Genomic DNA, 24,740 nt, shown 5'->3' with positions numbered 1-24,740 from the left:
GCGCCGCCTACGTGCGGTAGATGTTGATGGACTGGGCCTGCACCACGTCGCGCTCCCCCGCGGCGACCCGGACGCCCTGGCGCCGGTCGTGAAGCTCGGACGTGGTCAGGCGAAGCTCAAAGAGGCGCGTACCGGTGCCTTCCGCTTTGTTCAGCCGCGGCAGTGTGACCTTGACGTCGGCGGCGCCGCCGTTAACCACCACGAGCCCGTCGACGTGGCCGTCGTCGGAGCCGAGCAGGAGCTGCACTACCCGGTGGCCCGGGTCCTGCCAGCGTTCGCCGGCCATGGGCTCGCCGCGCTCGTCGAACCAGTGGAAGTAGGACTGCTTTTCCCGTGTCGGGTAGTCGTGCGGTTGCCCGGCGAGGAACTCCTTGCGAAGCCGGATCACGCGTTTGGTGGTGCGCAGCATGGAATGGGACTCAGGGGTGCTGGTCCAGTCGATCCAGGTGATGGGGTTGTCCTGGCAGTAGGCGTTGTTGTTGCCCTGCTGGGTGCGGCCGATCTCGTCGCCGGCGGTGATCATGGGGACGCCCTGGGAGATCATGAGCGAGGCCATGAGGTTGCGGCTGGACTGTGCGCGGCGGGCGAGGATGTCCTCGTCCTCCGTGGGTCCTTCGAAGCCGTGGTTGTAGCTGCGGTTGTCGCCGTGGCCGTCACGGTTCTGTTCGCCGTTGGCTTCGTTGTGTTTACGGTCGTAGGACACGAGGTCGGCCAGGGTGAACCCGTCATGGGCGGTGACGAGGTTGACCGACGCCAGCCGGGACCGGCCGGAAGGTTCAAACAGACTGGCGGAGCCGGAAAGGGCATCCGCGAGGCGCGCCACCGAGCTGCCCTGCCCGCCGGCGTCGATCGCGGCGCGGTCGGCGAGCCAGAAGCTGCGGACGGCGTCGCGGAAGTGGTCGTTCCAGTCGACCCAGCCGGGCGGGAAGCGGCCGGTCTGCCAGCCGCCGTAGCCGATGTCCCAGGGCTCGGCGATGAGTTTGGTGGCGGACAGCACCGGGTCGGCACCGACGGCAACCAGGAGCGGGTGCCGGGGATCGAACTCGTTGGCGGCGTTGCGGGCCAGCGTCACCGCGAGGTCGAAGCGGAAGCCGTCGATGTGGAACTCATTTACCCAGTAGCGCAGGGAGTCCAGCACCAGCTGGACGACACGGGGCTCACCGAAATTCAGGCTGTTGCCGCAGCCGGTGGTGTCCACGTATTTGCCGTGGCCGTCGTTGCGGTAGTACGTCATCTCGCCGAGGCCGCGGAAGCTGAGGGTCCGGCCGTCCGTGCCGCCCTCCGCCGTGTGGTTGTAGACGACGTCGAGGATTACTTCCAGTCCTGCGGCATGCAGGAGCTTGACCATGCCTTTGAACTCGTCCTGGACGGCCTGGGCACCGGCGGCCTGCGCGGCCCCGGTGGCGTACCCGGGGTGCGGGGCGAAGAACGCGGCGGTGTTGTAACCCCAGTAGTTCGTCATGCCGAGATTCTGCAGGTGCGGTTCGTCCACGTGGAAATGCACCGGAAGGAGCTGGACGGCGGTGATTCCCAGCGCGATCAGGTGCTCGATCATGGCGGGGTGCGCCAGCCCTGCGTAGGTGCCCTGGAGGTCTTCGGGGACGTCGGGGTGCAGTTTGGTCTGGCCCCGGACGTGCGCCTCATAGATGATGGTGTTGCGCCACGGGATCCGGGGGCTGCGGTCGGTGCCCCAATCGAAGGCGCCGTCCATCCGGACGCTGGTGATGAAGTCCTGGCGCTCGTCCACGGCCTGTCCATAGGGGTCCAGCAGCAACGGCTGCACGCCGTCGGCGTCGAAATCCGGGGCAGGCATGGACAGCGGAAGGGCTTCGTGGTCCGGGGTGGCGCGGAAGCCGTACCGCGACCCCGCCGGCATGTCTTCGACGATGCCGTGGTGCACTCCGTCGGTCACGTTCGGGAGGGTTTTCAATTGCCAGGCGCCGCCGGGGGGCTGGTAGGCGATCTCCAGGGTGGTTACGCCGGGCGCGTACACAGCCACATTCGCGCCGGCACCCGGGGGGTCGTCCGTCACCGGAAAACCGGTGCTTGGAACGCTGATTCCGCGCGGAAACGGCCGTGACGCGTCTACGGTGGAGGCTGGGTCTATGTAGGGTGTGACCATTTGCTTAAAGTTTAGCGGGACCAAACAAATGGTTCCCGGATTCTCGGGGCGGACGATTCGCAGTGTTTGCACAGTGCTGGTTGCATACTTTAACAAGCGTCGACATGGGAGGTAAAGGTGCGGATTGCACTTGCTCAAATTATTACCGGACGCGACCTTGCCGCCAATCTTGCCCTCGTGGCGGACTACGCGGCGCGGGCCAAAGCCGGCGGTGCGGAGCTCGTGGTCTTTCCGGAGGCCACGATGCGCTCGTTCGGCCATTCGTTGCTGGAGATCGCCGAGCCGTTGGACGGCCCGTGGGCATCGCGGGTACGCGCCATCGCCGCTGACCTGGACGTCGTCATCATCGCGGGCATGTTCACCCCGGGAACAGCCGACGACGGCGCCAAGGTACGCAACACCCTCCTGGTCACCGGACGTGGGGTCGAGGCCAGCTACGACAAGATCCACCTCTTTGACGCGTTCGGCTTCGCGGAATCGGACACCGTCGATGCCGGCGCCGAGCCCGTCACCTTCGAATACGGCGGCGTGACGTTCGGGCTGGCCACCTGCTACGACATCCGGTTCCCTGCCCTCTTCACCGAAAACGCGGACCGCGGCGCCGCCGTGAACATCGTCTGTGCCTCGTGGGGGCCCGGCCCCGGCAAGGCCGAGCAATGGAAGCTCCTGGCCCGTGCCCGTGCGGCGGACTCCACTACCGTGGTCCTCGCCTGCGGCCAGGGGGACCCGGCCAGCCAGGGCATCGAGACCAGGGGGACTGCGCCCACCGGTGTCGGGCACTCAGTGGTCGTCTCCCCCTTCGGTGATGTCCTCGAAGAGCTCGACGCCGCCCCCGGCCTGCTGTTCGCGGACCTGGATCCGGCCGTCGTCCAGGAAGCCCGCGCCAAGCTCCCGGTCCTCGCCAACCGCCACAAGTTCTGACCGCGCAGGAACGACGCTCCCTCACCTTCTGCGACTTAACCCGAAACGCTCCCTCACGTCACGTGAGGGAGCGTCAGGGCCGGTACCGGAGTCTTGCCAAGGAGCGCATCGCCGACCGGAGCGGAGTAAGGCCGCCCGCGGCTGAGCGAAGCGAAGGGAGGTGTCTAAGCGACGGCAATACTCCGGTTCCAGCGGACCTGCCCACGACGACGGATCCGTGACGGGACCCCGCGGGACTACTTAGCGGTGCGCTGGCGGGAGATCTCGTAGAGGGAGATGCCCACCGCCATGGAGGCGTTCAACGATTCCATGGCCGAGTCGATCGGGATGGAAACGATCTGGTCGCAGTTTTCACGGACCAGGCGGCTAAGGCCCTTGCCTTCGGAACCCACAACGATGCAGACCGGCTCGGTGGCCAGGGCGAGGTCGGGCAGGGAGACGTCGCCGTCGCCGTCGAGCCCCAGAACATAGATGCCCATGTTCTTGAAGGCCTTCAGCGTGTTGTTCAGGTTGGCGGCACGGGCCACGGGAACGCGGACGGCCGCTCCGGCGCTGGTCTTCCAGGCCGAGGCGGTGACGCCAACGGAACGGCGCTCGGGAACGATGACGCCGTGGCCGCTGAACGCCGAAACCGAGCGGATGATCGCGCCCAGGTTGCGGGGGTCGGTGATGCCGTCGAGCGCGACGAAAAGGGGCGCGTTGGCGACGTGGCCCTTCTTCCAGCTCTCCAGCGTCTCCTCGGCGAGCTCGTAGGCGTCCTGGTATTCGTAGGGCGGGATCTGCAGCACGAGGCCCTGGTGGATGGCGTCATCGGTCATCCGGTCCAGTTCGGGCTTGCCGGTCTCGAGCAGCGGGATGCCACGCTCGGCCGCCAGCTTCAGGGACTCCTTGACGCGGTCGTCCATCTCGATCCGGATCGCGACGTGCAGGGCCTTCGCCGGGATGCCGGCGCGGAGGGCTTCGACCACCGAGTTGCGCCCGGTGACGACTTCCTCAGTGGCGCGGCCTTTGGGCCCGGAGCGTGCACCGGGGTTGCGCGGGGCTCCCGGACGCTTGGCCGCGGAGCGTTCCGCGAGCTGCTTGCTCTTGTGGGCCTTGTGGTACGGGCGGTCCTCCGCTTTGGGAGTGGGGCCCTTGCCCTCGAGGGCCTTGCGGCCGTGGCCGCCAGTTCCGACGCTGGGACCCTTCTTCATTTTGACCGACCGGCGACCGTTGTTGGCCATAAGTTTCACCCTTTTAAATACGCGATTCGTGAATAAGTCTGAACTCCAGTCTACTGACTCGAGTTAAATCCTCGACCGCAGAGGATGACAGGGTCCGGGCCGGGGTCCGATCCGGTGCCGGGTCAGCCGCGCTTCAGGCTCCAGCTCGCACCGTCCGGGCCGTCCTCGACCACGACGCCGGCGGCGGCGAGGGTGTCGCGGATGGCGTCCGACGCGGCCCAGTCCTTCGTGGCGCGGGCCTGGGCCCTGGCCGCCAGCTGCGCCTGGACAAGGACGCCGAGGGCGGTGTTGCCCTGCTCATCCGCTGCGGGCGCCGCGGCGTCGTTGAGGCCAAGCACCCGCAACATGTCGGTGACGCTGACCAGCGACTGCCGGGCGGCGTCGAATTCGCCGGCGGTGAGGGCTGTGTTGCCGGCGCGGACCGTTTCGTGGAGCACAGCCAAGGCCTGCGGCACGTTCAGGTCATCATCCATCGCCGCGGCAAAACCGTCCGGAACCGTTCCGTGGCTGCCGAAGACAAAGCTCCCGTCCGCGGAAGCCAGGGCGCGGGCGGCGCGGCTGATGAACCCGTCGATGCGTTCCACCGCTGCGGCGGCCTCCTGCAACGAACCCGGCTGGTAGTCCAGGACGGAGCGGTACTGCGCCTGGCCGAGGTAGTAGCGGACGACGCGCGGTGAAGCCAGTTCCAGCATTTCGGCCGGGCTGACCGTGTTGCCGATGGATTTGGACATTTTCTCGCCGGCGTAGGTGACCATGCCGTTGTGCATCCAGAAGTTCGCGAAGCTGTGGCCCGCGGCCTGGGACTGGGCCATCTCGTTTTCGTGGTGCGGAAAGCGCAGGTCCAGGCCGCCGCCGTGGATGTCGAACCCGGTGCCGAGGTACTTGGTGACCATCGCGGAGCATTCCAGGTGCCAGCCCGGGCGGCCGGCGCCCCACGGCGAGGCCCAGCTCGCCGTCGTGGGTTCCCCCTCTTTGTGGCCCTTCCAGAGCGCGAAGTCCCGCGCGTCCTTCTTCCCCCGCGGGTCAGCGTCCGTGGCCCCTTGCATATCATCGATCTTCTGGCGGGTCAGCGAGCCGTACTTGTCCCAGGAACGGACGTCGAAGTAGACGTCCCCGGAGCCGTCCGGCGCGGGGTAGGCGTGGCCCCGGTCAATCAGCTGCTGGATCAGGGCGTGCATCTCCGGGATGTGGCCGGTGGCGCGCGGCTCGTAGGTGGGGCGGGAGACGCCGAGGGTGTCGTAGGCCTTGAGGAATTCCTGTTCGTACCGGTACGCCAAAGCCCACCATGGTTCATTCCGGACGGCGCCGGGCCCCTCCTCGAAGCCGGGGCCGAAGGAGTCTGCGGATTTGGCCAGGATCTTGTCGTCGATGTCGGTGACGTTGCGGACCACCGTGACCTGGAAGTGCCGGTACCGGAGCCAGCGGGTCAGCTGGTCGAAGGCGATGGCCGAGCGGATGTGTCCCACGTGGGGCATGCCCTGCACCGTGGCGCCGCAGTAGTAGAGGCTCACTTTGCCGGGAACCAGGGGGACGAAGTCGCGGACTTCGGCGGAGGCAGTGTCATAGAAGCGCAGGGTCACCGCTCCAGATTAGCCGATACGCCTCCGGGCCCCCGGCTCACGGACGTGGGCGCCTACTTGCAGAACCCGCCGATCCTGTTGTTCTGCTCGGTAAGCTGTTTGGTCTGCTCGGTAAGCTGTTTGGTCTGCTCGGCGCTGGTGGCTCCAAGGGAGGTGCCCGCCACCTGTTTCATGATGTCCGCCATGTGCTGGATCGGTTCGGCGACTTCGGGCGCCACCTTGTCCGCGACCTCCCGGTAGTGCTGGGAGATCTGCTCTGCCTGTTGTTGCTGGTTGCCGGAGGGGACGAAGGTGTCCTGGTTCAGGAACGCGCAGCTTTCCTGAACGCTCATCCTGGGCGCTGCGGTGCACCCGCTCAGCAGCAGTCCGCTCAGAACGGCGACGGCGGGCAGCAGCTTTTTCACGGGGGTCTCCTGGTGTGGCGGGGAGGGACGGTCCATTAAGCCTAGGCGACCGGCGGGGGGAACTCCGCGCGGACGGGGTAGACGAGGGCGGTGGCCGTGGCAGCAATGCCTTCTCCCCGGCCGGTGAAACCGAGCCCGTCGCTGGTGGTCGCCGAGACGCTGACCGGGGCGCCTGCGGCGTCGCTGAGGACCTGCTGGGATTCTTCCCGGCGCGGACCGAATTTGGGCCGGTTGGCGACAAACTGCACGGCGATGTTACCGATCTCAAAGCCGGCGGCGCGCACTATCCGTGCGGCCTCGCCCAGCAGGGTCACCCCGGAGGCCCCGGCGTATTCGGGGCGGTCGGTGCCGAAGTGCGTGCCGAGGTCACCGAGGCCACTGGCGGAGAACAGCGCATCGGCGGCGGCGTGCGCGACGGGGTCGCCGTCGGAGTGGCCGGACAGTCCGCGTTCCCCGTCCCAGAACAAGCCCCCGAGCCAGAGCGGTTGGGGCGCGTCCGCAGGGGCGTAGGCGTGGACGTCGATGCCGATTCCGGTCCGCGGAAGGACCGGAAGCGGGGTGTTGTTGGTTCCGGACATGCTCATCCTTCCACCCAGCGGACGCCCAGCGGTCCTTCCAGGAGTCCCTCGGCGAAGATCAGGTCCAGCGGAGTGGTGATCTTCAGCGATTGGCTGGCTCCGCGCACCGCGTGGACCGGGACGCCGAGAAGTTCCACCAGCATCGCGTCGTCGGTGACGGCGGCTGCCTGGCCGGCGTCGAAAGTTGCTGCGGCGTCGTGCGCCCGACGGAGCGTGGCCAGCTCGAAACCCTGCGGGGTCTGCACGGCCCGGAGGGTTTCCCGGACGACGGTGCCGGTGACGAGCTCCGGGGCGATCGCGGCGGCGTCGCCCGTGGTCGGTTCCACCGTTTTGACGGTATCCACCACGGGAATGACCGGAATAACAGCCAGCGCGCCCGCGGCCAGGGCTTGGGACACCCGGTGGAAGACCGACTCCGGCGCCAAAGCCCGGGCGGCGTCATGGACCAGCACGGCGTCCGTGCCCGGGAGAAGCGCTGCCAGGGCGGCGCGGACCGAGTCCCCGCGGGTGGCACCGCCGTCCACAACGCTGACAACCGGCAGCTGGCCGGCGCCGGCCGCACCGGCCGCGCCGGGGCGCTCCGTTGCGAGGTCCCGGACAAACGCCTCGCAGACGCCGCGGAGCTCCTGGTCGCCGGGCGGGATGGCCACGCAGATCTGCTGCGCGATGCCTGCTGCGGCGACGCCACGCAGGGCATGGGTGAGGATGCTCTCACTGCCGAGCGGGACCTTGGCTTTGGGCATGCCGTAGCCCAGGCGCTGGCCGGAGCCGGCGGCCACGACGATGACCGCGGTGACGGGTGTTTTGGGTGCAGAGTCCATGCGCACAAGACTACGTCCCGGCAGCTCCCCGCCAGCCACTGAGCTATCACTTCGGGTCCTTCTGCCGCCGGTTTAGGGACCGAAGGTGATAGCTCAACCGGAGGGGCGGGCAAAAACGGGCAAAAGAAACCCCGGCAGTTGTTACGCTACCGGGGTTCGATTCGTGTCTGGTGCCTAGGAAGCCAGAACCTCGTCGAGAACGCTTGCGGCCTTCTCTTCGTCGGTCTTTTCAGCCAACGCCAGTTCTGAAATCAGAATCTGGCGGGCCTTGGCCAGCATGCGCTTCTCCCCTGCGGAGAGACCCCGGTCGTGATCGCGGCGCCAGAGGTCGCGGACGACTTCTGCCACCTTGATGACGTCACCGGAAGCAAGCTTTTCCAGGTTTGCCTTGTAACGACGTGACCAGTTGGTGGGTTCTTCAGTGAACTCAGCCCGCAGCACTTCAAACACATGCTCCAAGCCTTCTTTGCCCACTACGTCCCGGACCCCAACAAGGTCAACATTTTCTGCTGGAACTTCAATGGTCAGATCACCCTGAGCCACCTTGAGCTTGAGATACATCTTCTCTTCGCCCTTGACAGTGCGCATCTTGATTTCTTCAATTTTGGCTGCACCGTGGTGAGGGTAAACTACTGTCTCGCCGACCTCAAAAACCATGTGGACATTCCCCTTTCCCGCAGACCAGTTTATCACGAATAAGGCATACGACTGGCACGGATCGCAGCCAAGAACCGCATGAATCCGCGGAAAATAGGCCCAATCGGTGCCTCCAGACCCCTTGACGAACGCGGATATTAGTGCATGACGTCGGCGTTGCCAAGGGCGCAGACCAAGCCCTCTGAGCCGTCCGCGACCCACCGGGCCGGCGGCTTTATGTAGCCGCCGAATCAATGTTTGACGTGGATTGCCGATAGGCTATGGCTGAAGAATGTTCCAAGACTCTCAAGGAGTGCGTGACGTGGGTTTCTCTGCGACGAACCGGGGCCAGCGCGGCAAGCTGGCAATGGCAACGGCTGCTCTGGCCGTTGGCCTGCTGTCCGTAACTGGCTGTGGCTATACCAACCCCCAGTCGACCAACGCGCAGTACGCTGCGTCCGATGGAACCCAGGCCAGCGTCGGTCCGCTGCAGCTGCGCAACATGATGATCATTTCCGCCGGGGAGGACAAGCCCGGCCGCGTGATCGGCGCCGTGTACAACTCCTCCTCCGAGGACGTGACGCTGACCATTCTGGGTGCCGGCGGATCGCAGACCCGGATTCCGGTCAAGCAGAACGCCTACACTCTGCTCAACGATTCCACGGACGAGGCCATCCTGGACACCACAGGCGGCGCGCCGGGTTCCCTCGTCGAGGTCAGCATCCGTGAAGACGCCACCAACCAGAACGCCAAATTCAAGGTCCCGGTGCTGGACGCAACGATTTCTGACTACAAGCAGTACCTCCCGGCCGGCAGCGAGCCCACCGAATCAGGCACGCCGACGTCCACCCCCGCGCCGACGAGCAGCGCGAACCACTAGTCTGCGCACGGTTCTCCACGCAAAGGGAGGCGCACCCGGTCCGGGTGCGCCTCCCTTTGTCTGTGGTGCTGCCGTCTGTGGTGCTGCCGCCAGTGTTACTGCCGTCTGTGGTGCTGCCGCCTGTGCCGGGCCGTGAGTGCCCGGCCCGGCACACGCCTCCGCGCTTGTCCCGCTTAGGGTTCGAACTTGTAGCCCAGCCCGCGGACCGTGATCAGGTGCCGCGGCGCCGAGGGATCCGGCTCGATTTTGCTGCGGAGCCGTTTGACGTGGACGTCCAGGGTTTTGGTGTCCCCCACGTAGTCCGAGCCCCAGACCCGGTCGATCAGCTGCCCGCGGGTCAGGACGCGGCCGGAGTTCCGCAGCAGCATTTCCAGCAGCTCGAACTCTTTCAGCGGCAGGGACACTTGCTCGCTTTTGACGGTGACCACGTGGCGCTCAATGTCCATCCGGACCGGTCCGGCCTGCACGGTGCTCGCTACCAGCTCCTCGGGCTCACCCTGGCGGCGGAGCACGGCCCGGACACGGGCCACCAGCTCCCGGGAGGAGTAGGGCTTGGTGACGTAGTCGTCCGCGCCCAGTTCCAGGCCCACCACTTTGTCGATTTCAGCGTCCTTCGCCGTCAGCATGATGACGGGTACGGAGGAGCGTTGCCTCAGCTGCCGGCAGACCTCCGTGCCGGACTGTCCGGGCAGTTGCAGGTCCAAAAGCACCAGGTCAGCGCCGTTGCGGTCAAATTCGCTGATGGCGTCCAGGCCGTTGTCCACCACCTCCACCTCGAAGCCTTCCTTGCCCAAAAGATAGGACAGCGGGTCGCTGAACGACTCCTCGTCCTCGACAATCAGAATCCTGCTCAAGCGGTAGCTCCTTGCTCGTGGGCGCCGGCGGCGTCCCGTCGTGGGGGTTTGGGGTGCTGGGCTGGCCCGGCACCCGCGGGCCGGGCAGCCGCCCGGTTCGCCGGTTCGCGGGACTCCGCAACGCCGTCGGCGTCTTGTCCTTCCAGCTCAGGGAGCCGGATCGTGAACGTGGAACCCTGGCCGGGCCTGGACCAGAGCGTCACCTCGCCGCCGTGGTTGGCGACTACGTGCTTGACGATGCTCAGGCCAAGGCCCGTGCCCCCGGTGTGGCGGGACCGGGCGGCGTCCACCCGGTAGAAGCGCTCAAACACGCGGTCCTGGTCCTCGGGGCTGAGGCCTTCGCCCTGGTCCGTGACCGAGACGGCCACGAGCCCTTCCTTGGCACGGATGCCCACGCCCACCCGGGTGTTCTCCGGTGAGTAGCGGATGGCGTTATCGATCAGGTTGCGCAGCGCGGTCACCAGCTGGTCCTGGTCACCGTAGACCATCGCGTCCGAGCGTCCGCCCACGACGAGTTCGATGTTCCTGCTTTCCGCCGGCAACTGGGAGCGGTCCACCGCCTCGGCGACGACGGTGTTGATGTCCACGGCCCGGCCCTGCTTGGCGACGTTGGAGCCTTGCAGCCGGGAGAGTTCGATGATGTCCTGCACCAGGGCTGCCAGGCGGGCCGATTCCTTGTGGGTGCGCTTGGCGAACCGGCGCACGGCTTCCGGATCGTCGGCGGAGGACTCGAGCGCTTCCGCGAGCAACGAGATGGCGCCCACCGGCGTCTTCAGCTCGTGGGAGACGTTGGCAACGAAGTCGTTCCGGACTTCCTCGGTGCGGGTGACCTCAGTCCGGTCATCGGCCAGCAGCAGGATGTAATCCTCGGCGATCACGGCCGCCCGCACCTGGACCACGATGGTTCCCTGGCCCAGCGGCCCGCGCGGCAGTTCGAGGAGCCGCTCGAGGATGACCCCGTCGCGGCGCACCTTGGCCGTCATCTCCAGCAGCTGCTCGTGCACCAGGGTATGGCCGCGCACCAGGCCGTAGGCGTACGCGGCGGGGCTTGCCCGGACCACACCGTCGATCGCGTCCACCACGACGAACGCCCGTCCGACGGCGGCCAGCACCTCGGCGGCGCCATCGGGAAGCGCGGGTTCCTCATATTCCACGTCCACCAGCTTTCGCTGCTGTTCGCTGACCCGGAACGCGAGCACACCGAAGACGCCAAGCGAGAGGCCGATCAGGCCGGCGATCACGCCGATTAGCATTGGGTCCACAGGTCCAGCTTATGCTGTGGCCCGCGCCGGAAACTGTAATCTCCCCCTATCGCGCCTGCGGTTCAGCTAACGTTCACCTATTGGGGAGTAACAGTTCACCCGACGCTGGAAGACTGGACAGTTGAAGCGCCGAGAGGTGAACCGAAATGGGCCTGCCGCCGCAGCGGCGGCCATATTTCCAAGGAAAGGACGCACACGTGCGCAAGGTTTTTCAGGAGGAGCTCGCCCAAGTGGGTGAACAGCTCGTCGAAATTTCCACGCTGGTCAGCGAAGCCATTGAGAAGGCCACCACTGCCTTCGACGGCGCCGACATCGATCTGGCCGAGGACGTCATCGCCGCCGATGCACGCATCGACTTCCTGCAGAACAGCCTCGACGAGCGCGCCATCGACATCCTCGCCCTGCAGGGCCCCGTGGCCAGCGACTTGCGGATGATCGTGGGCTCGCTCCGGATGAGCGCCTCCCTGGAGCGGATGGGCGACCTCGCCCGCCACCTCGCCCAGCTGGCCCGCCTGCGCTACCCGGCCACCGTGGTTCCCGCCCAGCTGCGCGAGACGTTCAAGAGTTTCGCCGAGCACGACCTCTTGATCGCCCGGAAGCTCACCGTGCTGCTGGAAACCCGGGACCTTGGAGTGGCCCGGGACATCCTGAAAGCCAACTCCGCCGTGAACGATCTGCACTTGAGCGTCTTCCAGGCGATCGCACGCAGCGACTGGCAGGAATCCCCCGCGACCACTGTCGACGTCGCCCTCGCCAGCCGCTACTTCGAGCGGTTCGCGGACCACGGCGTGTCCGTGGCGCAGAAAGTCACGTACCTGGTCACCGGCGCCTGGCAGCCGAACGGCATCGAACACAGCTGACCCTCCCGCCGTAACAGCGGCGCAGAGGTCGACGGCGGCCGGTCACCGTGGAAGGTGGCCGGCCGCCGTCGTGTCCGGGTAGAAAGTGCGTCCGGAGCTACTTCTTGCCCTGGTTCGCGACGGCCTTGATGGCCTCGGCAGCGGCCGCAGGGTCAAGATACGTGCCACCGGGGGTAAGCGGCTTGAAGTTCTCGTCCAGTTCGTAGACCAGCGGGATGCCGGTGGGGATGTTCAAACCGGCGATGGCTTCATCGCTGATGCCGTCCAGATGCTTGACGAGGGCACGCAGTGAGTTGCCGTGCGCCGTGACCAGGACGGTCTTGCCGGCCTTAAGGTCCTCCTTGATGTCCGATTCCCAGTAGGGCAGGAGCCGGACCAGGACATCTTTGAGGCATTCGGTGCGGGGCAGCGCATCGCCGAGGTCCGCGTAGCGCGGATCGTGCGCCTGGGAGAACTCGGAGTCATCGTCCAGGGGCGGCGGCGGGGTGTCGTACGACCGGCGCCACATCATGAACTGCTCTTCGCCGTATTCCGCGAGGGTCTGGGCCTTGTCCTTGCCTTGCAGCGCGCCGTAGTGGCGCTCGTTGAGCCGCCAGTCCCGCTTGACGGGGATCCAGCCGCGGTCCGCCTTGTCCAGGGTCATGTTCGCGGTGTTGATGGCCCGCTTCAGCAAAGAGGTGTACAGGACGTCGGGGAGGATGTTGTTCTCCACGAGAAGCTCGCCGCCGCGGACCGCCTCGGCCCGGCCCTGGTCGTTGAGGTCAACGTCCACCCAGCCGGTGAACAGGTTCTTGGCGTTCCATTCGCTGTGGCCGTGGCGCAGCAGAATCAGCTTATAAGTCATGGTTTTCATCCTAGCCGAGCGGTCCCCGCCGGCGCCGAGCGTTACAAAGCCCGCGCCTCGGGCCACCACGGGATCACACCCCGCACCCCTCCCGGGGCGGCGTGCGCCGGGAGTGACCCAGCGTGTCGAAGGATCGCGTTGGAGGATAGGGTTGGTTCGTGGTGCAGAAAGCTGAGCGGGTGGCGCCCCCGCAGACCCATGTCATGGAAAAACGAGGTGCGGCCAAGGGCGCATCCCGCGCCGGCAGGCCGGTGGGCAACATCACCCGCGGCACCACCAACCCCAACCGGATGCGGCGCCTGGACCGTTGGCTGGCCGGCCCGCAGGCCTGGCGGCTGCGCACGGCCGCCGATCCCCTCGTCGTCGATCTGGGTTACGGCGCGTCCCCGGCCACCGCCGTCGAACTCTTCGAGCGGTTGTCCGTGATCCGCCCGGACGTGCGCGTGGTGGGCGTGGAAATTGAACCTGAACGGGTCCGGCTGGCCAACGAACTGGAACGGCCGGGACTGAGCTTCCAGTTGGGCGGCTTCGAACTGCCGGTGGCCGGACGGCCCGTCCTGGTGCGGGCATTCAATGTGCTGCGGCAGTACGAGGAAGCGGACGTCGAGGCCATCTGGCGGCTGGTGCAGGGCCGGCTCGCCCCGGAGGGACTGTTCATTGACGGCACCTGCGACGAAATCGGCCGCCGGGTCACCTGGGTGGCACTGGACGCCGGGCGGCCCTTGAGCCTGAGTCTGTCCATGCGGTTCGGAAGTTTTGCGTTGCCCTCGGACGTCGCCGAGCGGCTGCCGAAGGCACTGATCCACCGGAACATCCCGGGCGAGAGAATCCATACGTTCCTGCAGGCAATGGACCAGGCCTGGCTGGAAGCTGCGCCACTGGCCGCTTTCGGGAACCAGCAGCGCTGGACGGCCATGTGCCGTTCACTCCGGGGTGCCGGCTGGCCGGTTCAGGACGGCCCGTCCCGGTGGCGCCTGGGCGAACTCACGGTGGGCTGGGACGCCGTCGCGCCCTACCAGGGTCCGTAGGGGCCCGTGTTGCGGTTCCCGCCACGGCCGGCATCCTTCACCGCAGGCCGGACGTCGGCAAGATAGACGGACGCAGCCGTCACGGCGACAAGTCCGAACAATCCCAGCGGGCCGAGCAGGCCTCCGCCGCCGCCGCCCACCACGGAGAGCAGGCCCACAGCCATGGCACCGCCGGTGAGAGCGAGCCAGAAAGTTTTGGTGCGCTTGGACACGGCTTCAAAAGCGTTTCCCTTGTGCCGCAGGCAGTCGAAGAACGCCCACACCTCCAGGGCAAGGGCTACCAGGGCCAGGAGAAAGTAAATCCCGGTTTCGACATAGAAAATAAGCGCGCGTCCGTCCATGCCCCCAGCCTAGCCGCCCAAGCCGGCGAGGGCCTGTTCCAAATCGGCCCACAGGTCCTCGACGTTTTCGATTCCCACGCTCAACCGGACCAGGTTCTCCGGCACGCTGGCCGGCTCGGCTGTGTGCCGGCGCCGCCGTTCGATCAGCGACTCCACGCCGCCCAAGGAAGTGGCCGGCAGCCACAGCTTCAGGGCCCTGATCATCCGGTCCGCGGCATCGGCGCCGCTGAGGCGGCCGGCGGCCCCCTCCACGGGAGCCATTTCAAGGCACAGCACCGAACCGAAGCCCTTCATCTGGCTCCTGGCCCGTCCGTGGCCGGGATCCGTGGGAAGGCCCGGGAACCGGATGCCGCCGACCCGGGGGTGCGTGCTGAGCCGTTCCGCGAGGACCGCTGCCGAAGCCTGCGAGCGCTCCACCCGCAGCGCCAGGGTGCGCAGTCCGCGCAGCGCCAGCCACGCCTCGAAGGGCCCGGCGATCCCGCCGTGGATGGTGCGGTGGTGCAGCAGCGTGGCGCGCAGGCCGGCGTCGGAGGTCACGAGCGCCCCCAGCACGACGTCGGAGTGGCCGGAGAGGTATTTCGTCACCGAATGCAGGACGACGTCCGATCCCAGGGCCAGCGGCTGCTGCACAAGGGGGGTGGAGAAGGTGTTGTCGGTGACCACCATGGCGCCCGCGGCATGCGCGGCGGCCGTCAGGGCCCGGATGTCCGCGACACCGAGCATCGGGTTGGTGGGGCTCTCCAGCCAGAGCATGCTGGCGGGCCGCCCGTCCGCCGGTGCGAGCTGCGCCAGGACGGCGTCGGTGTCGGTGATGTCCACGGTGCGCAGTTCCAGGAAGCCCTTCCCGGCGAGTTCGGTGGCCATGACCAGGGATCCGGCGTAACTATGGGACGGCATGACCAGCACCCCGCCGGCCGGCACCAGCGACAAGGCTGAGCTGACGGCGGCCAGGCCGGAGGCGTAGAGCAGGCCGGGGAGGTCGGCACCTTCGAGCTGGCCGAGGGCTTCCTCAAAGGGGTCCCAGGTGGGGTTGGAGTAGCGTCCGTAGCCGCGGTCGCCGTCGCCCAGCGGCCCCGTGCCGAAATACGTCGAGGAGAGCACAATCGGAGGGTTCACCGGTTCATCGCGTTCCCGTGATGGCCGGCCGGCCGCCACAACGACCGTTTCGGCGGACAGCGCCGCCGCCTGTTCTTCGGTAAGACTCATGGTCACAGGGTACTTCGATGCGCTGCGGAGCCGCCAAAGTACGACGCCGGGACGCGTCGCTGCCGGCGATAGTCGGTACGCTAGAACAGTGACTACCCAGAACCCCGGACTTTTTATCGCCTTCGAAGGCGGCGACGGCGCCGGCAAGTCCACGCAGGCAGCGGAGCTGGCCGGGGCCCTCGAATCCCGCGGCCTTCAGGTGCTGCGGACCCGCGAGCCGGGCGGCACCCCGATCGGGGAGAAACTGCGTTCCCTGGTCCTGGACCACGGCCACGGCCATATCGACGCGCATACCGAAGCCTTGATTTTCGCCGCCTCCCGCGCCGCCCACGCGGCCCAGGTCATCCGCCCGGCTCTGGCACGCGGCGAGATCGTCCTCACCGACCGCTACATTGATTCCTCGGTTGCCTACCAGGGCGCGGGCCGGCGCCTTGGCACCGCATCCGTCCGCGACCTCAACGAGTGGGCCACCTCGGGCCTGCAACCGGATCTCACGGTGCTGCTCGACGTCGAACCCGCGGTGGGACGCCGCCGGCGCACCGCCGGCGACGCGGCCGAGGACCGGCTCGAATCCGAGGCCGACGAGTTCCACGCCACGATCCGGAACGCCTTCCTCGATCTCGCCTCGGCCCGGCCCGAACGCTACCTTGTTCTCCCCGCCGGCCTGCCCGTTGACCAGCTGGCTGCCCGGATCCTGGACAGGGTCGGATCCCTCCTGCCCCTTCCCCGCGGCGTGGACGCATGAGCGTCTGGGACGACCTCCAGGGCCAACCCGCCGTCGTGGCGCAGTTGCGCCAGGCCGCGCAGGGTGAAGGCCTGACCCACGCCTGGCTTTTTACCGGCCCGCCGGGTTCCGGCCGGTCCAACGCGGCGAAGGCGTTTGCGGCCGCCCTGAACTGCGACCAGGACGACCTCAGCCGCCGCGGCTGCGGCGAATGCGCAGCCTGCCTGACGATCCTTGGTGAGACGCACTCTGATGTGGCCTTTGTGCGCACCGAGAAGGTCACCATCACCATTGACGAGGCCCGGGAACTGGTCTCCACGGCGGGAAACCGGCCCTCCTCGGCGCGCTGGCGCATCATCGTCGTCGAGGACGCGGACCGGATGGCCGAACGCACCACCAATGTGCTGCTCAAGGCCATCGAGGAGCCCACTCCCCGCACCATCTGGATGCTGTGCGCCCCTTCCCCGGCCGACGTTCTAGTCACCATCCGCTCCCGCTGCCGGTCCGTTGCCCTTCGGCTTCCACCCGCGGCCGACGTCGCTGCCCTGCTCGTCAAGCGCGACGGCGTCGACCCTGCGGTCGCCGAGCGGGCAGCCCGGGCGGCACAAAGCCACGTGGGCATCGCCCGCCGGCTGGCCCGGGATCCCGACGCGCGGAAACGGCGGCTGGAGACGGTGCGGTTCCCTTTGGACCTGCGGGGGGTCACCGCCGCGGTGCTCATGGCGGACAAGCTTGTCAAGATCGCCACCGAGGAAGCCAACAGCTCCAATGACGAGCGCGACGCGGCGGAAAAGGCCGCCCTGCTCGCCACCCTCGGAGCCCCGGAAAGCGGGACCCTTCCGCCGGCCATGCGCGGCCAGGTCAAACAGCTTGAGGACGACCAGAAGCGGCGCGCCAAGCGCTCGGTGACGGACTCCCTGGACCGTACGCTGACTGATCTGTTGTCTTTCTACCGGGATGTGCTGATCATTCAGATGGGGAACGCCGTGGAACTGGTCAACAGTGAACTTCGGAGCGAACTCACGGAATTCGCCTCGCGCTCCTCCGCCGAAACCACGCTGGCCCGCATGGACGCCATCAACAAGGCCCGCACCCGGATCACGACGTCGAACGTGGCCCCGCTTTTGACCATCGAGTCCATGGCCGCCAGCCTCATCTGAGGCCTGACCGCCCTACCCGTCCGGATCAGCACCGTCCCATTTCCAAGGAGAACCGCATGAGCCCACCATTCCGGCCCGCCTCGAACCGACCCCGGGGGGTCAGGCTGCGGGGAGCTGCCGCACTGGCGCTCGGCCTGGTGATGGCCCTCGTCCTGTCCTCCTGCACTTTGTTCGGTTCAGGCGGAGGGGGCGCGGGCGAAGCGCAGAAAACAGCTGACCCGTCGATCGCTGCAGCCGCGCCGGATAATTTGCGCAGCTTCTACTCCCAGACGCTCGACTGGACCCGCTGCGAAGGCGACTTTCAATGCGCCAAGGTCACGGTGCCGCTGGACTACAGCAAGCCCGACGGCGGAACCATTGAAATCGCGGCCCTGAAGCTCCCGACGAAGAGCAAGGACAAGCTGGGCAGCCTGCTGGTTAACCCCGGCGGCCCGGGCGGCTCCGGCTATGACTTCGTGCGGGATGCCGGGTCCACCAATATTTCCCAGAAGGTGCGCGCCAGCTACGACATCGTCGGTTTCGATCCGCGCGGCGTCAAACGCTCCGCCCCGGTGACGTGCCTGACCGATCAGGAGCGTGATGCCTCCCGCGCCAAGACCTACGACCTCACGACCGACGCCGGGCTTGCCGAAGCCCTGGCCGACAACAAAGCCATCGCCGCCAAGTGTGTGGAGAAGACCGGCCCGGTGCTTGGCCACGTCGATACTGTCAGTGCCGCCAAGGACCTTGACATCCTGCGCGGTGTGCTCAATGACAGCAAGCTGAACTACCTGGGCTACTCCTACGGGACCTTCCTCGGCTCCACCTACGCCTCGTTGTTCCCGGACAACGTTGGCCGCATGGTCCTCGACGGCGCAATGGATCCCTCCCTCAGCTACGAGGAGCTGACCAGCGGCCAGGCCAAGGCTTTCGAGAAAGCCATCCGGGCCTACGTGACGGACTGCCTCGCCAACACCGGATGCCCGCTGAGCGGCACCGTGGATGACGGCATCGGCCAGATCCGGGACATCATCAGCGCCGTTGAGGCGGAACCGAGGACCGCCAAGGACGGCCGGACAGTCAACGCCTCCATGTTCGTCAGCGGCTTCATCCTGCCCTTCTACAATGATGACAACTGGCCCGCGTTGACACAGGCCCTGGGCAGCGCGATGAAAGGGGATGTGGCGCCGATGCTCCGGCTCTCGGACTTCGGAGCGGACCGGGAACCGGACGGCACCTACTCCTCGAACTCGACGTTCGCCTTCAGCGCCATCAACTGCCTCGACTACCCGATGTCCTCGGACACCGCGAGCATGCGCGCGGAGGAACAGAATTTGCGTGAGCTCTCCCCCACGCTCGGCTACTACTTCGCTTATGGCGGCGTCAACTGCAAGGACTGGCTTTACCGGAACCTCCGGACCCCGGCACCCGTGGATTACACGGGTCCGGCCACCATCGTCGTGGTCGGCACCACCGGAGACCCGGCAACCCCGGTGGAATGGGCCAGTGCGCTGCGCAAGCAGCTCGGAACAGCCACTTTGCTGACATGGAAGGGCGAGGGCCATACAGCTTACGGCCGGTCCAATGACTGCATCGGCAACGCCGTGGACGGCTACCTGCTGGACGGCGCGGCCCCTGCCGACAACACCGTCTGCTGAGGCGTTGACCACTCACTTTGACCCGGGCCGGAAGACTCTATTACAGTTATCTCTGGCATGATGCCTCCGGGTCACCCGGACGCGTCAGGCGGTTGCTTCCTTAGCTCAGTTGGTAGAGCGTCTCACTCGTAATGAGAAGGTCGCCAGTTCGATTCTGGCAGGAAGCTCTGGTCTCCATCTAACGGCCCCGGCACAGTCGCCGGGGCCGATCTTTTTTGCCCCGTTGTGGGTGACGCCTGCCCTTAAGGCGTCCGGGACGGCACGTCGCTGCCTGGATGGATTACCCGGCCAGCCGTCTGGTGCGCCGGTGAACACCCTCGGTGCCGCTATGAATCGGCGTCTCCTGTTTCGCGCGCGCCCTCAGCGCTGCGTGGAACAGCGCCACCAACAGAGCGTGAGCTCCAGGAGAGTAATGAAGATAAGCACGACCTTGTTTACCGGTGCGGCCGCGGCAGCCGTACTGTCCCTCACAGCGTCCCTCGGCGCCGTGGCGGCACCCGGGGCAGCGCCTGCGGCGCCCTCAGCCCCCGCAGGCACGTACACCTGCTCGCTGAGAGTCAGCGACGGCGTGCCGCCCTGCACATTCCAGCCGGCACCCGCGCCGGCGGCGGTGGCTGTCCCGGCCGCCGCGGTGGCAGCCGCCCCGGCAGCAGCCCCCGCCCCCGCGGCGGCGCCTGCCCCCGTTCCCGTCCCCGCAGCAGCAGCCGCGGCCGCACCCGCCGCCGCACCCGCCGCCGCACCCGCCGCCGCGATCGTGCCGGCCGCATCCGTCTCGTCCCTGAAACCGTTGGGTGTACCCGGTGCCTGGTCGCCGACCTTCAGTGACGACTTCAACGGAACCAAGCTCGACACCACCAAGTGGTCAAGTTCCTGGTTCGGCGGCGGCACCATGAACAAGGTCAAGACCAGCCCGGCCAACGTTTCGGTCGGCGGCGGCAACCTCTCGCTCAAGCTCTCGGACGCCGGCACCGGCGCCCTCGTGTCCTCAAACCCGAAGGACGCCGCCACCACCGGTTACGAATTCCGGACCGGCTACACCGAGGCCCGCATCTCCTTCCCCGGCAATGGAACCGTCCTGCACAACTGGCCGGCATGGTGGACCACCGGACAGTCCTGGCCGGCCAACGGTGAGAACGACATCGCTGAGGTGCTCAAGGGAAAGTTGACGTCCAATTACCACTCGGCGTCCGGAACCCACAATCAAGGAACCATTGCCGGCAGCTGGGGCAACGCGTACCACACCTACGGACTGTGGCGTAAGGGCAACGTCTCCGAGGTCTATGTCGACGGCGTCAAGGTCAAGTCCTTCGCCACCGACGACGGCAATGCCTCCCAGTACCTGGTGCTGAACGTAGGCAAAGCGAGTACCAGCACTGCCTACGGAGCGGCCTCCGAAATGAAGGTCGACTACGTCCGGGCCTGGCGGTAACAGGCAACGGGTCCTGCCCGAGGACCCCATCCGGCACACGCCGGGTGGGGTCCTTTTTGCTGCCCGGGCTGGTGGGTTCACGGGCTGGTGCTGCGGGCCCTTGTCTTTGCCCTGGTCCCGGTGAACCATGGGCTCATGGAACGGCGGGGTCGGACGACGGCGGCCAGCCAGCCTGTACCGGGCGGGACGGGACGCGTTGGTTGGGGGCCGGTGATCGGGTTTGGGCTTGTCAGCCTGGCTGCCGATGCCGTTTCCGACGGCGCCCGGCCCTTGGCTGGACCCCTGCTCGCCCAACTCGGCGCCTCTGCACTGCTCGTCGGACTCGTGACCGGCGCGGCGGAGGCCGCAGCGCAGGGACTCCGGTTGTTGTTTGGCCCCTGGGCGGACCGCACCCGCCGCTACTGGACGTTCACGATCACCGGATACGGGCTCACGGCGGTCTGCGTGCCCCTGCTCGCCGTCGCACCCCTGGCCGGGGCAGCCGGATTGCTGGTGGCGTCTGTACTGATTATCGGGGACCGCGTCGGCAAGGCCGTCCGCAGTCCGGCCAAGACGGTGCTGCTGGCCAGGGTCGCCAGCCCGGTGGGCAGGGGCCGCGGCTTCGCTGTCCACAAGTCCCTCGACCTCGCCGGCGCCCTGCTTGGGCCCGTCCTGGTGGCCGCGGTACTTGCGGTCAGCGGAAATCTGACGGCGGCCTTCGCGGTCCTGGCAGTTCCGGCAGCGGCTGCCATGGTCCTGCTGACCTGGCTGCGCCGCCGCATCGCGGAACCGGGCGGACCCCCTCCGCCCGGAGCAGCGGCCGCCGGCTTCGTTCCCGGCACAGGCTCTGCCCCCGCGGGCGCAGGCCCTCCGGGCGTTACCGGGCATCCTCCGCCGCTGCTCACCGGGGCCTTTGCGCTGTTCGCCGTCGCTGCCTTCTTGTGGAGCGCCGGGCTGGTAGCTTTCGGCGTCATTTCTTTTCATCTCACCACCGCGGCGGCCGTACCGGTCGCGGCCGTACCGCTGCTGTACGCGGGCGCCATGGCGGCGGCGGCGCTGGGTGCCCTTGCCACCGGCGTCCTCTACGACCGGTCGGGCGCCTGGGTGCTCCTGGCACTGCCTCCGCTGATTGCGGCTGTCCCCGTGCTGGCCTTATCGCCGGCGGGTGGACTGGCGTTGGCCGGCGTCCTCGTCTGGGGTGCCGCCACAGGCATCCAGGATTCCACCGTCAAGGCGTTGATCGCGGATCTGGTGCCGGAACTGCGGCAAGGCACGGCGTACGGCGTTTTCGCGGCCTTTGAGGGCGCCGGAGCGCTGGCGGGCGGGGCTCTGTACGGGTCCCTCTATGACGCACGTGAACTGCTGATCCCGGCGGTGGTGTTGCTGCAGGTGCTGGCGTTCGCGGTGCTAGTGGTGGCGGTTCGCAGGACCGAGAAACCGTAGCGGACCCGGGCACACCTCTGCGGGCCAACTTAACTCCCGGTCAACGGGCCCAGACGGACGCAGCGCCCGAGTGGCCGGTGATGATGCTCTGGTAGATGAAGACGGCACCCGCCACCGCTGCGAGGACCAGCACGGCCACCCGGATTGCGGGGTGGGTCCGGAGCCGGCCCAGGAACGCGAAGCGCCGGCCGATGGGCTCATAGCTCACCACCAGCGCCACCGCGATGACAGCGAAAAACACCACCGAGGCGGCCTTCAGCACGCCACCTTGTTCCGCATGCTCCCGGACCAGGGCCGATGCCGGACGGGCCTTCTCCAGCTGTTCCCCGGCCTCAGCGGTCAGCAGGGAAACCGGAACGAGGAGCAGCGAAAGCACCCCCAGCGGCCAGGCCAGGTAGCGCCGCCAGCGTGGCGCCGCGGCGTAGACGATCGCACCGAGGCCAGCGATGGGTGCCAGGACCACGACGGCGTGGACGAGCAGGATGTGGGCCGGTAGACCCGCTATTTCGATCATGAGTGCCCTTTTTCTGCGTGCGAACCGCCCTGTGGCGGCAGCTTGGCCGCGCCGGGCTTCTATGATTCTTGCATGGGAGAGCAAACGCTGGCGGACGTTGCGGCACGGCTCTACGCCCTCCCGTTCGATGACTTCATCCCCGCCAGGACGGCTGCCGTCAAGGAGGCCGCTGCCGCGAAGGACCAGCCCTCTCTCGCCGCAGAAGTACGGTCGCTGCCCAAACCATCCGTGGCGGCGTGGACTGTGAACATGCTCGCCGCCCGGCAGCCGGAGACCCTCCGGGACGTCGTCGAACTCGGCAGGTCGATGCGCGACGCGCAGGCTTCCCTCGACGCTGCGCAACTGCGCCGGCTGGGGCAGGAACGCCGCCAGCTCCTGGGCGAAGCGGTCCGCGCAGCTGCGGCTGCGGCGGCACAGCAAGGGCGGAAAATCAGCGCTGCCATCGCCACGGAGGTGGAAGCGACACTGCGTGCAGCGACGGCGGATGAGGGCGCCGCGGCGGCCGTACAGTCCGGCCGCCTGCTCCGGGGACTGTCTGCCGACGGCGTTGACGTGGTGGATCTTTCCGGTGCCGTGGCCGTGGCCGGTGCGGGCGGCCCTGCGCCGGCACCGGCGCGCCGGCCGGATGCCGGCGGTACAGCAGAGCAACCCCGGCTGCGCGCAGTACGGCAGGAACCGCGCAAAGTCCCGCCCTCCGCCTCGGAGCGGGCACGTGCAGCTCTCGCAGACGCCGAGAGCGCCGCCCGGGCAGCGGCGGAGGAAGCACGGCAGCAGCAGGAGGAGCTGGCCGAGTCCACCGCCCTGGCCACGGAACTCTCCGAAACGGTGCGGAATCTGCGCGAACAGCTGGCCCGCTGTGAGCAGGAACTCAAAACGGCCCGGAAGAGGCGGGAACTGGCTGGCGCGCGGGCGCAGCAGACCGCGCGGGCCGCCGACAAAACCAGCCGCGCCGAGGACCTGGCGCGGGAGCGCGTGCTGCGGCTTGGCAACACGCCGGGGTGCTGACCTCAGAGTGTCAGAGCCCGGCGGCACACTTGAAGTATGGAAACCACCCAGTACTTCGAAGTCACGTATCTGGACACCGACTGCGGCCGCATCCGCACTGAGACGTTCGATGACCTGGCCGCGGCTGAGCGCTTCGCCAGCCGCCAAACCGCGGAGGAGCACGGTTGGGCCATTGTGGACCCGGTGCCAGTGAAGGAAGACCGCAAGGCTGCCTAGCCCGGACTCTTTTGACCGTCACACCTTGCGACAGTCAACTTTGGACCGGTCGGCCTGATGACGGTCAGTGGGCAGCAGACTGGGCCCCCACCCATGTCGGGTGAAGGCCCAGTCGCGGTCTATGCCTGCTCCGCCGGCCGTTGGACCGGGCAGGCGCGGCGGTCCAGCCGGGGTGGCCTAGGCGAAGTCGGAGACTGCCGGGTCCGCGCCGATGCGGCCGGCACCTTCCGCTGAGTTGTCAAGGCCGTTGATGGCCTGCACGTCGGTCTCGTCCAGGCTGACACCCAGCGCGGCGTAGTTCTCGCGGATGCGTGATTCAGTCACGGACTTGGGGATGACCACGTTGCCGACGGCCAGGTGCCAGGCGATGACCACCTGCGCCGGGGTGGCGTTGTGCTTGGCCGCGACCTGGCCGATGACAGCGCTTTCCAGCAGCTCGCCACCCTGCCCCAGTGGGGACCAGGCCTGGGTGAGGATGCCCTTGGAGGCGTTGAACTCGCGCAGGTCAGCCTGGTTGAAGAAGGGGTGCAGTTCCACTTGGTTGATGGCCGGGACCACGCCGGTCTCATCGATCAGGCGTTGCAGTCCTTCCTTGGTGAAGTTGGAGACGCCGATGGTCTTGACCCGTCCCTGCTTCTGCAGCTCGATCAGGGCCTTCCAGGTGTCCACGTATTTGTCCTGCTTCGGCTGCATCCAGTGGATCAGGTACAGATCCAGGGTCTCCAGGCCCAGGCGCTCCATGGATTCGTCAAACGCCTTCAGCGTGGACTCGTAGCCCTGGTCCGCGTTCCACAGTTTGGTGGTGATGAAGATTTCTTCAGGCTTGAGCCCGGAGCGCTTGATCGCCCGGCCCACCCCGGCTTCGTTGCCGTAGATCTTGGCGGTGTCGATGTGGCGGTATCCGGCCTCAAAAGCCTGGACAACCACCTTTTCGGCGACGTCGTCTTCGACCTGCCACACTCCGTAGCCCAGCTGGGGGATGGTGTTGCCGTCATTGAAAGTCAGTACCGGTGAAAAAGTCATCTAACTATCCTTGCAACCGCTCCGGCATACCGCCAGTGCAAACGGCGCAG

Annotated in this window: 25 protein-coding genes and 1 tRNA gene; 12 read left to right on the top strand and 14 right to left on the bottom strand. The window is 67.3% G+C overall.

Features of this window, described 5'->3' with window-relative positions; genetic code table 11:
• Nucleotides 1-7 precede the first annotated feature (7 nt).
• Entirely contained in the window at nucleotides 8-2,122 is a 2,115-nt protein-coding gene (glgX, locus tag VUN84_02640) for a glycogen debranching protein GlgX (protein XAS64596.1), read from the bottom strand.
• Between the two features lie 117 nt (nucleotides 2,123-2,239).
• On the opposite strand from glgX, the gene VUN84_02635 reads away from it, so the two are divergent.
• Nucleotides 2,240-3,043, top strand: coding sequence for a carbon-nitrogen hydrolase family protein (locus VUN84_02635; GenBank protein XAS64595.1), 804 nt, complete (start codon nucleotides 2,240-2,242; stop codon nucleotides 3,041-3,043).
• 236 nt (nucleotides 3,044-3,279) lie between these two features.
• On the opposite strand, the gene rlmB is transcribed toward VUN84_02635, so the two are convergent.
• The 6 genes from rlmB to VUN84_02605 form a co-directional block, all read right to left on the bottom strand.
• Nucleotides 3,280-4,266, bottom strand: coding sequence for a 23S rRNA (guanosine(2251)-2'-O)-methyltransferase RlmB (gene rlmB, locus VUN84_02630; protein ID XAS64594.1), 987 nt, complete (start codon nucleotides 4,264-4,266; stop codon nucleotides 3,280-3,282).
• 122 nt (nucleotides 4,267-4,388) lie between these two features.
• The gene (gene cysS / locus VUN84_02625; protein ID XAS64593.1) at nucleotides 4,389-5,846 is read right to left on the bottom strand and encodes a cysteine--tRNA ligase; all 1,458 of its coding nucleotides are present in this window, start codon (nucleotides 5,844-5,846) and stop codon (nucleotides 4,389-4,391) included.
• 53 nt (nucleotides 5,847-5,899) lie between these two features.
• Nucleotides 5,900-6,250 carry a hypothetical protein gene (locus VUN84_02620; GenBank protein XAS64592.1) on the bottom strand — a complete coding sequence of 117 codons (351 nt, stop codon included), beginning with the start codon at nucleotides 6,248-6,250 and terminating at the stop codon, nucleotides 5,900-5,902.
• Nucleotides 6,251-6,291: 41 nt separating this feature from the next.
• A complete protein-coding gene (gene ispF / locus VUN84_02615) occupies nucleotides 6,292-6,828 on the bottom strand; it encodes a 2-C-methyl-D-erythritol 2,4-cyclodiphosphate synthase (GenBank protein XAS64591.1) in 537 nt (178 codons plus the stop codon).
• Nucleotides 6,829-6,830: 2 nt separating this feature from the next.
• On the bottom strand, nucleotides 6,831-7,649 hold the full coding sequence (locus VUN84_02610) for a 2-C-methyl-D-erythritol 4-phosphate cytidylyltransferase (GenBank protein ID XAS64590.1): 819 nt from the start codon (nucleotides 7,647-7,649) through the stop codon (nucleotides 6,831-6,833).
• A gap of 174 nt (nucleotides 7,650-7,823) precedes the next feature.
• Nucleotides 7,824-8,306 carry a CarD family transcriptional regulator gene (locus tag VUN84_02605; protein XAS64589.1) on the bottom strand — a complete coding sequence of 161 codons (483 nt, stop codon included), beginning with the start codon at nucleotides 8,304-8,306 and terminating at the stop codon, nucleotides 7,824-7,826.
• Nucleotides 8,307-8,607: 301 nt separating this feature from the next.
• Between VUN84_02605 and VUN84_02600 the strand changes: the two genes are divergently transcribed.
• The gene (locus VUN84_02600) at nucleotides 8,608-9,165 is read left to right on the top strand and encodes a hypothetical protein (GenBank protein XAS64588.1); all 558 of its coding nucleotides are present in this window, start codon (nucleotides 8,608-8,610) and stop codon (nucleotides 9,163-9,165) included.
• 173 nt (nucleotides 9,166-9,338) lie between these two features.
• Here VUN84_02600 and VUN84_02595 read toward each other — a convergent pair whose 3' ends face one another.
• Nucleotides 9,339-10,019 (bottom strand): response regulator transcription factor, encoded by a 681-nt coding sequence (locus VUN84_02595; GenBank protein XAS64587.1) that lies wholly within the window; start codon nucleotides 10,017-10,019, stop codon nucleotides 9,339-9,341.
• Entirely contained in the window at nucleotides 10,016-11,272 is a 1,257-nt protein-coding gene (locus VUN84_02590; GenBank protein XAS65737.1) for an ATP-binding protein, read from the bottom strand. The genes VUN84_02595 and VUN84_02590 overlap by 4 nt, the downstream gene beginning before the upstream one ends.
• Nucleotides 11,273-11,478: 206 nt before the next feature.
• Between VUN84_02590 and phoU the strand changes: the two genes are divergently transcribed.
• Nucleotides 11,479-12,141 (top strand): phosphate signaling complex protein PhoU, encoded by a 663-nt coding sequence (gene phoU / locus VUN84_02585; protein ID XAS64586.1) that lies wholly within the window; start codon nucleotides 11,479-11,481, stop codon nucleotides 12,139-12,141.
• 97 nt (nucleotides 12,142-12,238) lie between these two features.
• On the opposite strand, the gene VUN84_02580 is transcribed toward phoU, so the two are convergent.
• Nucleotides 12,239-12,985 carry a phosphoglyceromutase gene (locus VUN84_02580; GenBank protein ID XAS64585.1) on the bottom strand — a complete coding sequence of 249 codons (747 nt, stop codon included), beginning with the start codon at nucleotides 12,983-12,985 and terminating at the stop codon, nucleotides 12,239-12,241.
• A 203-nt stretch (nucleotides 12,986-13,188) separates the two neighbouring features.
• Between VUN84_02580 and VUN84_02575 the strand changes: the two genes are divergently transcribed.
• Complete coding sequence (locus tag VUN84_02575; GenBank protein XAS65736.1) at nucleotides 13,189-14,013, top strand: class I SAM-dependent methyltransferase; 825 nt, start codon at nucleotides 13,189-13,191, stop codon at nucleotides 14,011-14,013.
• Here the strand turns inward: VUN84_02575 and VUN84_02570 are convergent.
• A complete protein-coding gene (locus VUN84_02570; GenBank protein XAS64584.1) occupies nucleotides 13,998-14,354 on the bottom strand; it encodes a DUF2516 family protein in 357 nt (118 codons plus the stop codon). The genes VUN84_02575 and VUN84_02570 overlap by 16 nt on opposite strands.
• A gap of 9 nt (nucleotides 14,355-14,363) precedes the next feature.
• The gene (locus VUN84_02565) at nucleotides 14,364-15,560 is read right to left on the bottom strand and encodes a PLP-dependent transferase (GenBank protein XAS64583.1); all 1,197 of its coding nucleotides are present in this window, start codon (nucleotides 15,558-15,560) and stop codon (nucleotides 14,364-14,366) included.
• Between the two features lie 88 nt (nucleotides 15,561-15,648).
• On the opposite strand from VUN84_02565, the gene tmk reads away from it, so the two are divergent.
• From tmk to VUN84_02535, 6 genes are all read left to right on the top strand, one after another.
• Entirely contained in the window at nucleotides 15,649-16,305 is a 657-nt protein-coding gene (tmk, locus tag VUN84_02560) for a dTMP kinase (GenBank protein ID XAS64582.1), read from the top strand.
• Nucleotides 16,302-17,444 (top strand): DNA polymerase III subunit delta', encoded by a 1,143-nt coding sequence (locus VUN84_02555; GenBank protein XAS64581.1) that lies wholly within the window; start codon nucleotides 16,302-16,304, stop codon nucleotides 17,442-17,444. The genes tmk and VUN84_02555 overlap by 4 nt, the downstream gene beginning before the upstream one ends.
• Before the next feature lie 56 nt (nucleotides 17,445-17,500).
• On the top strand, nucleotides 17,501-19,081 hold the full coding sequence (locus tag VUN84_02550; GenBank protein ID XAS64580.1) for an alpha/beta hydrolase: 1,581 nt from the start codon (nucleotides 17,501-17,503) through the stop codon (nucleotides 19,079-19,081).
• A 94-nt stretch (nucleotides 19,082-19,175) separates the two neighbouring features.
• Nucleotides 19,176-19,248: transfer RNA gene (locus VUN84_02545), tRNA-Thr, on the top strand.
• 245 nt (nucleotides 19,249-19,493) lie between these two features.
• Nucleotides 19,494-20,510, top strand: a complete 1,017-nt coding sequence (locus tag VUN84_02540) for a glycoside hydrolase family 16 protein (GenBank protein XAS64579.1) — start codon at nucleotides 19,494-19,496, stop codon at nucleotides 20,508-20,510.
• 135 nt (nucleotides 20,511-20,645) lie between these two features.
• The gene (locus VUN84_02535) at nucleotides 20,646-21,932 is read left to right on the top strand and encodes an MFS transporter (GenBank protein ID XAS64578.1); all 1,287 of its coding nucleotides are present in this window, start codon (nucleotides 20,646-20,648) and stop codon (nucleotides 21,930-21,932) included.
• A gap of 40 nt (nucleotides 21,933-21,972) precedes the next feature.
• On the opposite strand, the gene VUN84_02530 is transcribed toward VUN84_02535, so the two are convergent.
• The gene (locus VUN84_02530; GenBank protein ID XAS64577.1) at nucleotides 21,973-22,446 is read right to left on the bottom strand and encodes a hypothetical protein; all 474 of its coding nucleotides are present in this window, start codon (nucleotides 22,444-22,446) and stop codon (nucleotides 21,973-21,975) included.
• A 72-nt stretch (nucleotides 22,447-22,518) separates the two neighbouring features.
• On the opposite strand from VUN84_02530, the gene VUN84_02525 reads away from it, so the two are divergent.
• On the top strand, nucleotides 22,519-23,451 hold the full coding sequence (locus VUN84_02525) for a hypothetical protein (protein XAS64576.1): 933 nt from the start codon (nucleotides 22,519-22,521) through the stop codon (nucleotides 23,449-23,451).
• 36 nt (nucleotides 23,452-23,487) lie between these two features.
• Nucleotides 23,488-23,667, top strand: coding sequence for a hypothetical protein (locus tag VUN84_02520; protein XAS64575.1), 180 nt, complete (start codon nucleotides 23,488-23,490; stop codon nucleotides 23,665-23,667).
• A 177-nt stretch (nucleotides 23,668-23,844) separates the two neighbouring features.
• Here VUN84_02520 and VUN84_02515 read toward each other — a convergent pair whose 3' ends face one another.
• Complete coding sequence (locus VUN84_02515; GenBank protein XAS64574.1) at nucleotides 23,845-24,690, bottom strand: aldo/keto reductase; 846 nt, start codon at nucleotides 24,688-24,690, stop codon at nucleotides 23,845-23,847.
• Between the last annotated feature and the right edge of the window lie 50 nt (nucleotides 24,691-24,740).

This window comes from Micrococcaceae bacterium Sec5.8, assembly GCA_039636775.1.
In the GTDB taxonomy this organism is placed as follows: Bacteria; Actinomycetota; Actinomycetes; order Actinomycetales; family Micrococcaceae; genus Arthrobacter.
The sequence above is the reverse complement of the archived record's forward strand: the minus strand, read 5'-3'. Positions and strand labels throughout refer to the sequence as shown.

Bases quoted from the DNA above. Each gene is read 5' to 3' on its own strand.
- glgX (XAS64596.1), bottom strand. From the start codon at position 2,122: ATGGTCACACCCTACATAGACCCAGCCTCCACCGTAGACGCGTCACGG.
- rlmB (XAS64594.1), bottom strand. From the start codon at position 4,266: ATGGCCAACAACGGTCGCCGGTCGGTCAAAATGAAGAAGGGTCCCAGC.
- ispF (XAS64591.1), bottom strand. From the start codon at position 6,828: ATGTCCGGAACCAACAACACCCCGCTTCCGGTCCTTCCGCGGACCGGA.
- VUN84_02610 (XAS64590.1), bottom strand. From the start codon at position 7,649: ATGGACTCTGCACCCAAAACACCCGTCACCGCGGTCATCGTCGTGGCC.
- VUN84_02605 (XAS64589.1), bottom strand. From the start codon at position 8,306: ATGGTTTTTGAGGTCGGCGAGACAGTAGTTTACCCTCACCACGGTGCA.
- VUN84_02590 (XAS65737.1), bottom strand. From the start codon at position 11,272: ATGCTAATCGGCGTGATCGCCGGCCTGATCGGCCTCTCGCTTGGCGTC.
- VUN84_02580 (XAS64585.1), bottom strand. From the start codon at position 12,985: ATGACTTATAAGCTGATTCTGCTGCGCCACGGCCACAGCGAATGGAAC.
- VUN84_02575 (XAS65736.1), top strand. From the start codon at position 13,189: ATGGAAAAACGAGGTGCGGCCAAGGGCGCATCCCGCGCCGGCAGGCCG.
- VUN84_02570 (XAS64584.1), bottom strand. From the start codon at position 14,354: ATGGACGGACGCGCGCTTATTTTCTATGTCGAAACCGGGATTTACTTT.
- VUN84_02565 (XAS64583.1), bottom strand. From the start codon at position 15,560: ATGAGTCTTACCGAAGAACAGGCGGCGGCGCTGTCCGCCGAAACGGTC.
- VUN84_02555 (XAS64581.1), top strand. From the start codon at position 16,302: ATGAGCGTCTGGGACGACCTCCAGGGCCAACCCGCCGTCGTGGCGCAG.
- VUN84_02550 (XAS64580.1), top strand. From the start codon at position 17,501: ATGAGCCCACCATTCCGGCCCGCCTCGAACCGACCCCGGGGGGTCAGG.
- VUN84_02540 (XAS64579.1), top strand. From the start codon at position 19,494: ATGAAGATAAGCACGACCTTGTTTACCGGTGCGGCCGCGGCAGCCGTA.
- VUN84_02535 (XAS64578.1), top strand. From the start codon at position 20,646: ATGGAACGGCGGGGTCGGACGACGGCGGCCAGCCAGCCTGTACCGGGC.
- VUN84_02530 (XAS64577.1), bottom strand. From the start codon at position 22,446: ATGATCGAAATAGCGGGTCTACCGGCCCACATCCTGCTCGTCCACGCC.
- VUN84_02525 (XAS64576.1), top strand. From the start codon at position 22,519: ATGGGAGAGCAAACGCTGGCGGACGTTGCGGCACGGCTCTACGCCCTC.
- VUN84_02520 (XAS64575.1), top strand. From the start codon at position 23,488: ATGGAAACCACCCAGTACTTCGAAGTCACGTATCTGGACACCGACTGC.
- VUN84_02515 (XAS64574.1), bottom strand. From the start codon at position 24,690: ATGACTTTTTCACCGGTACTGACTTTCAATGACGGCAACACCATCCCC.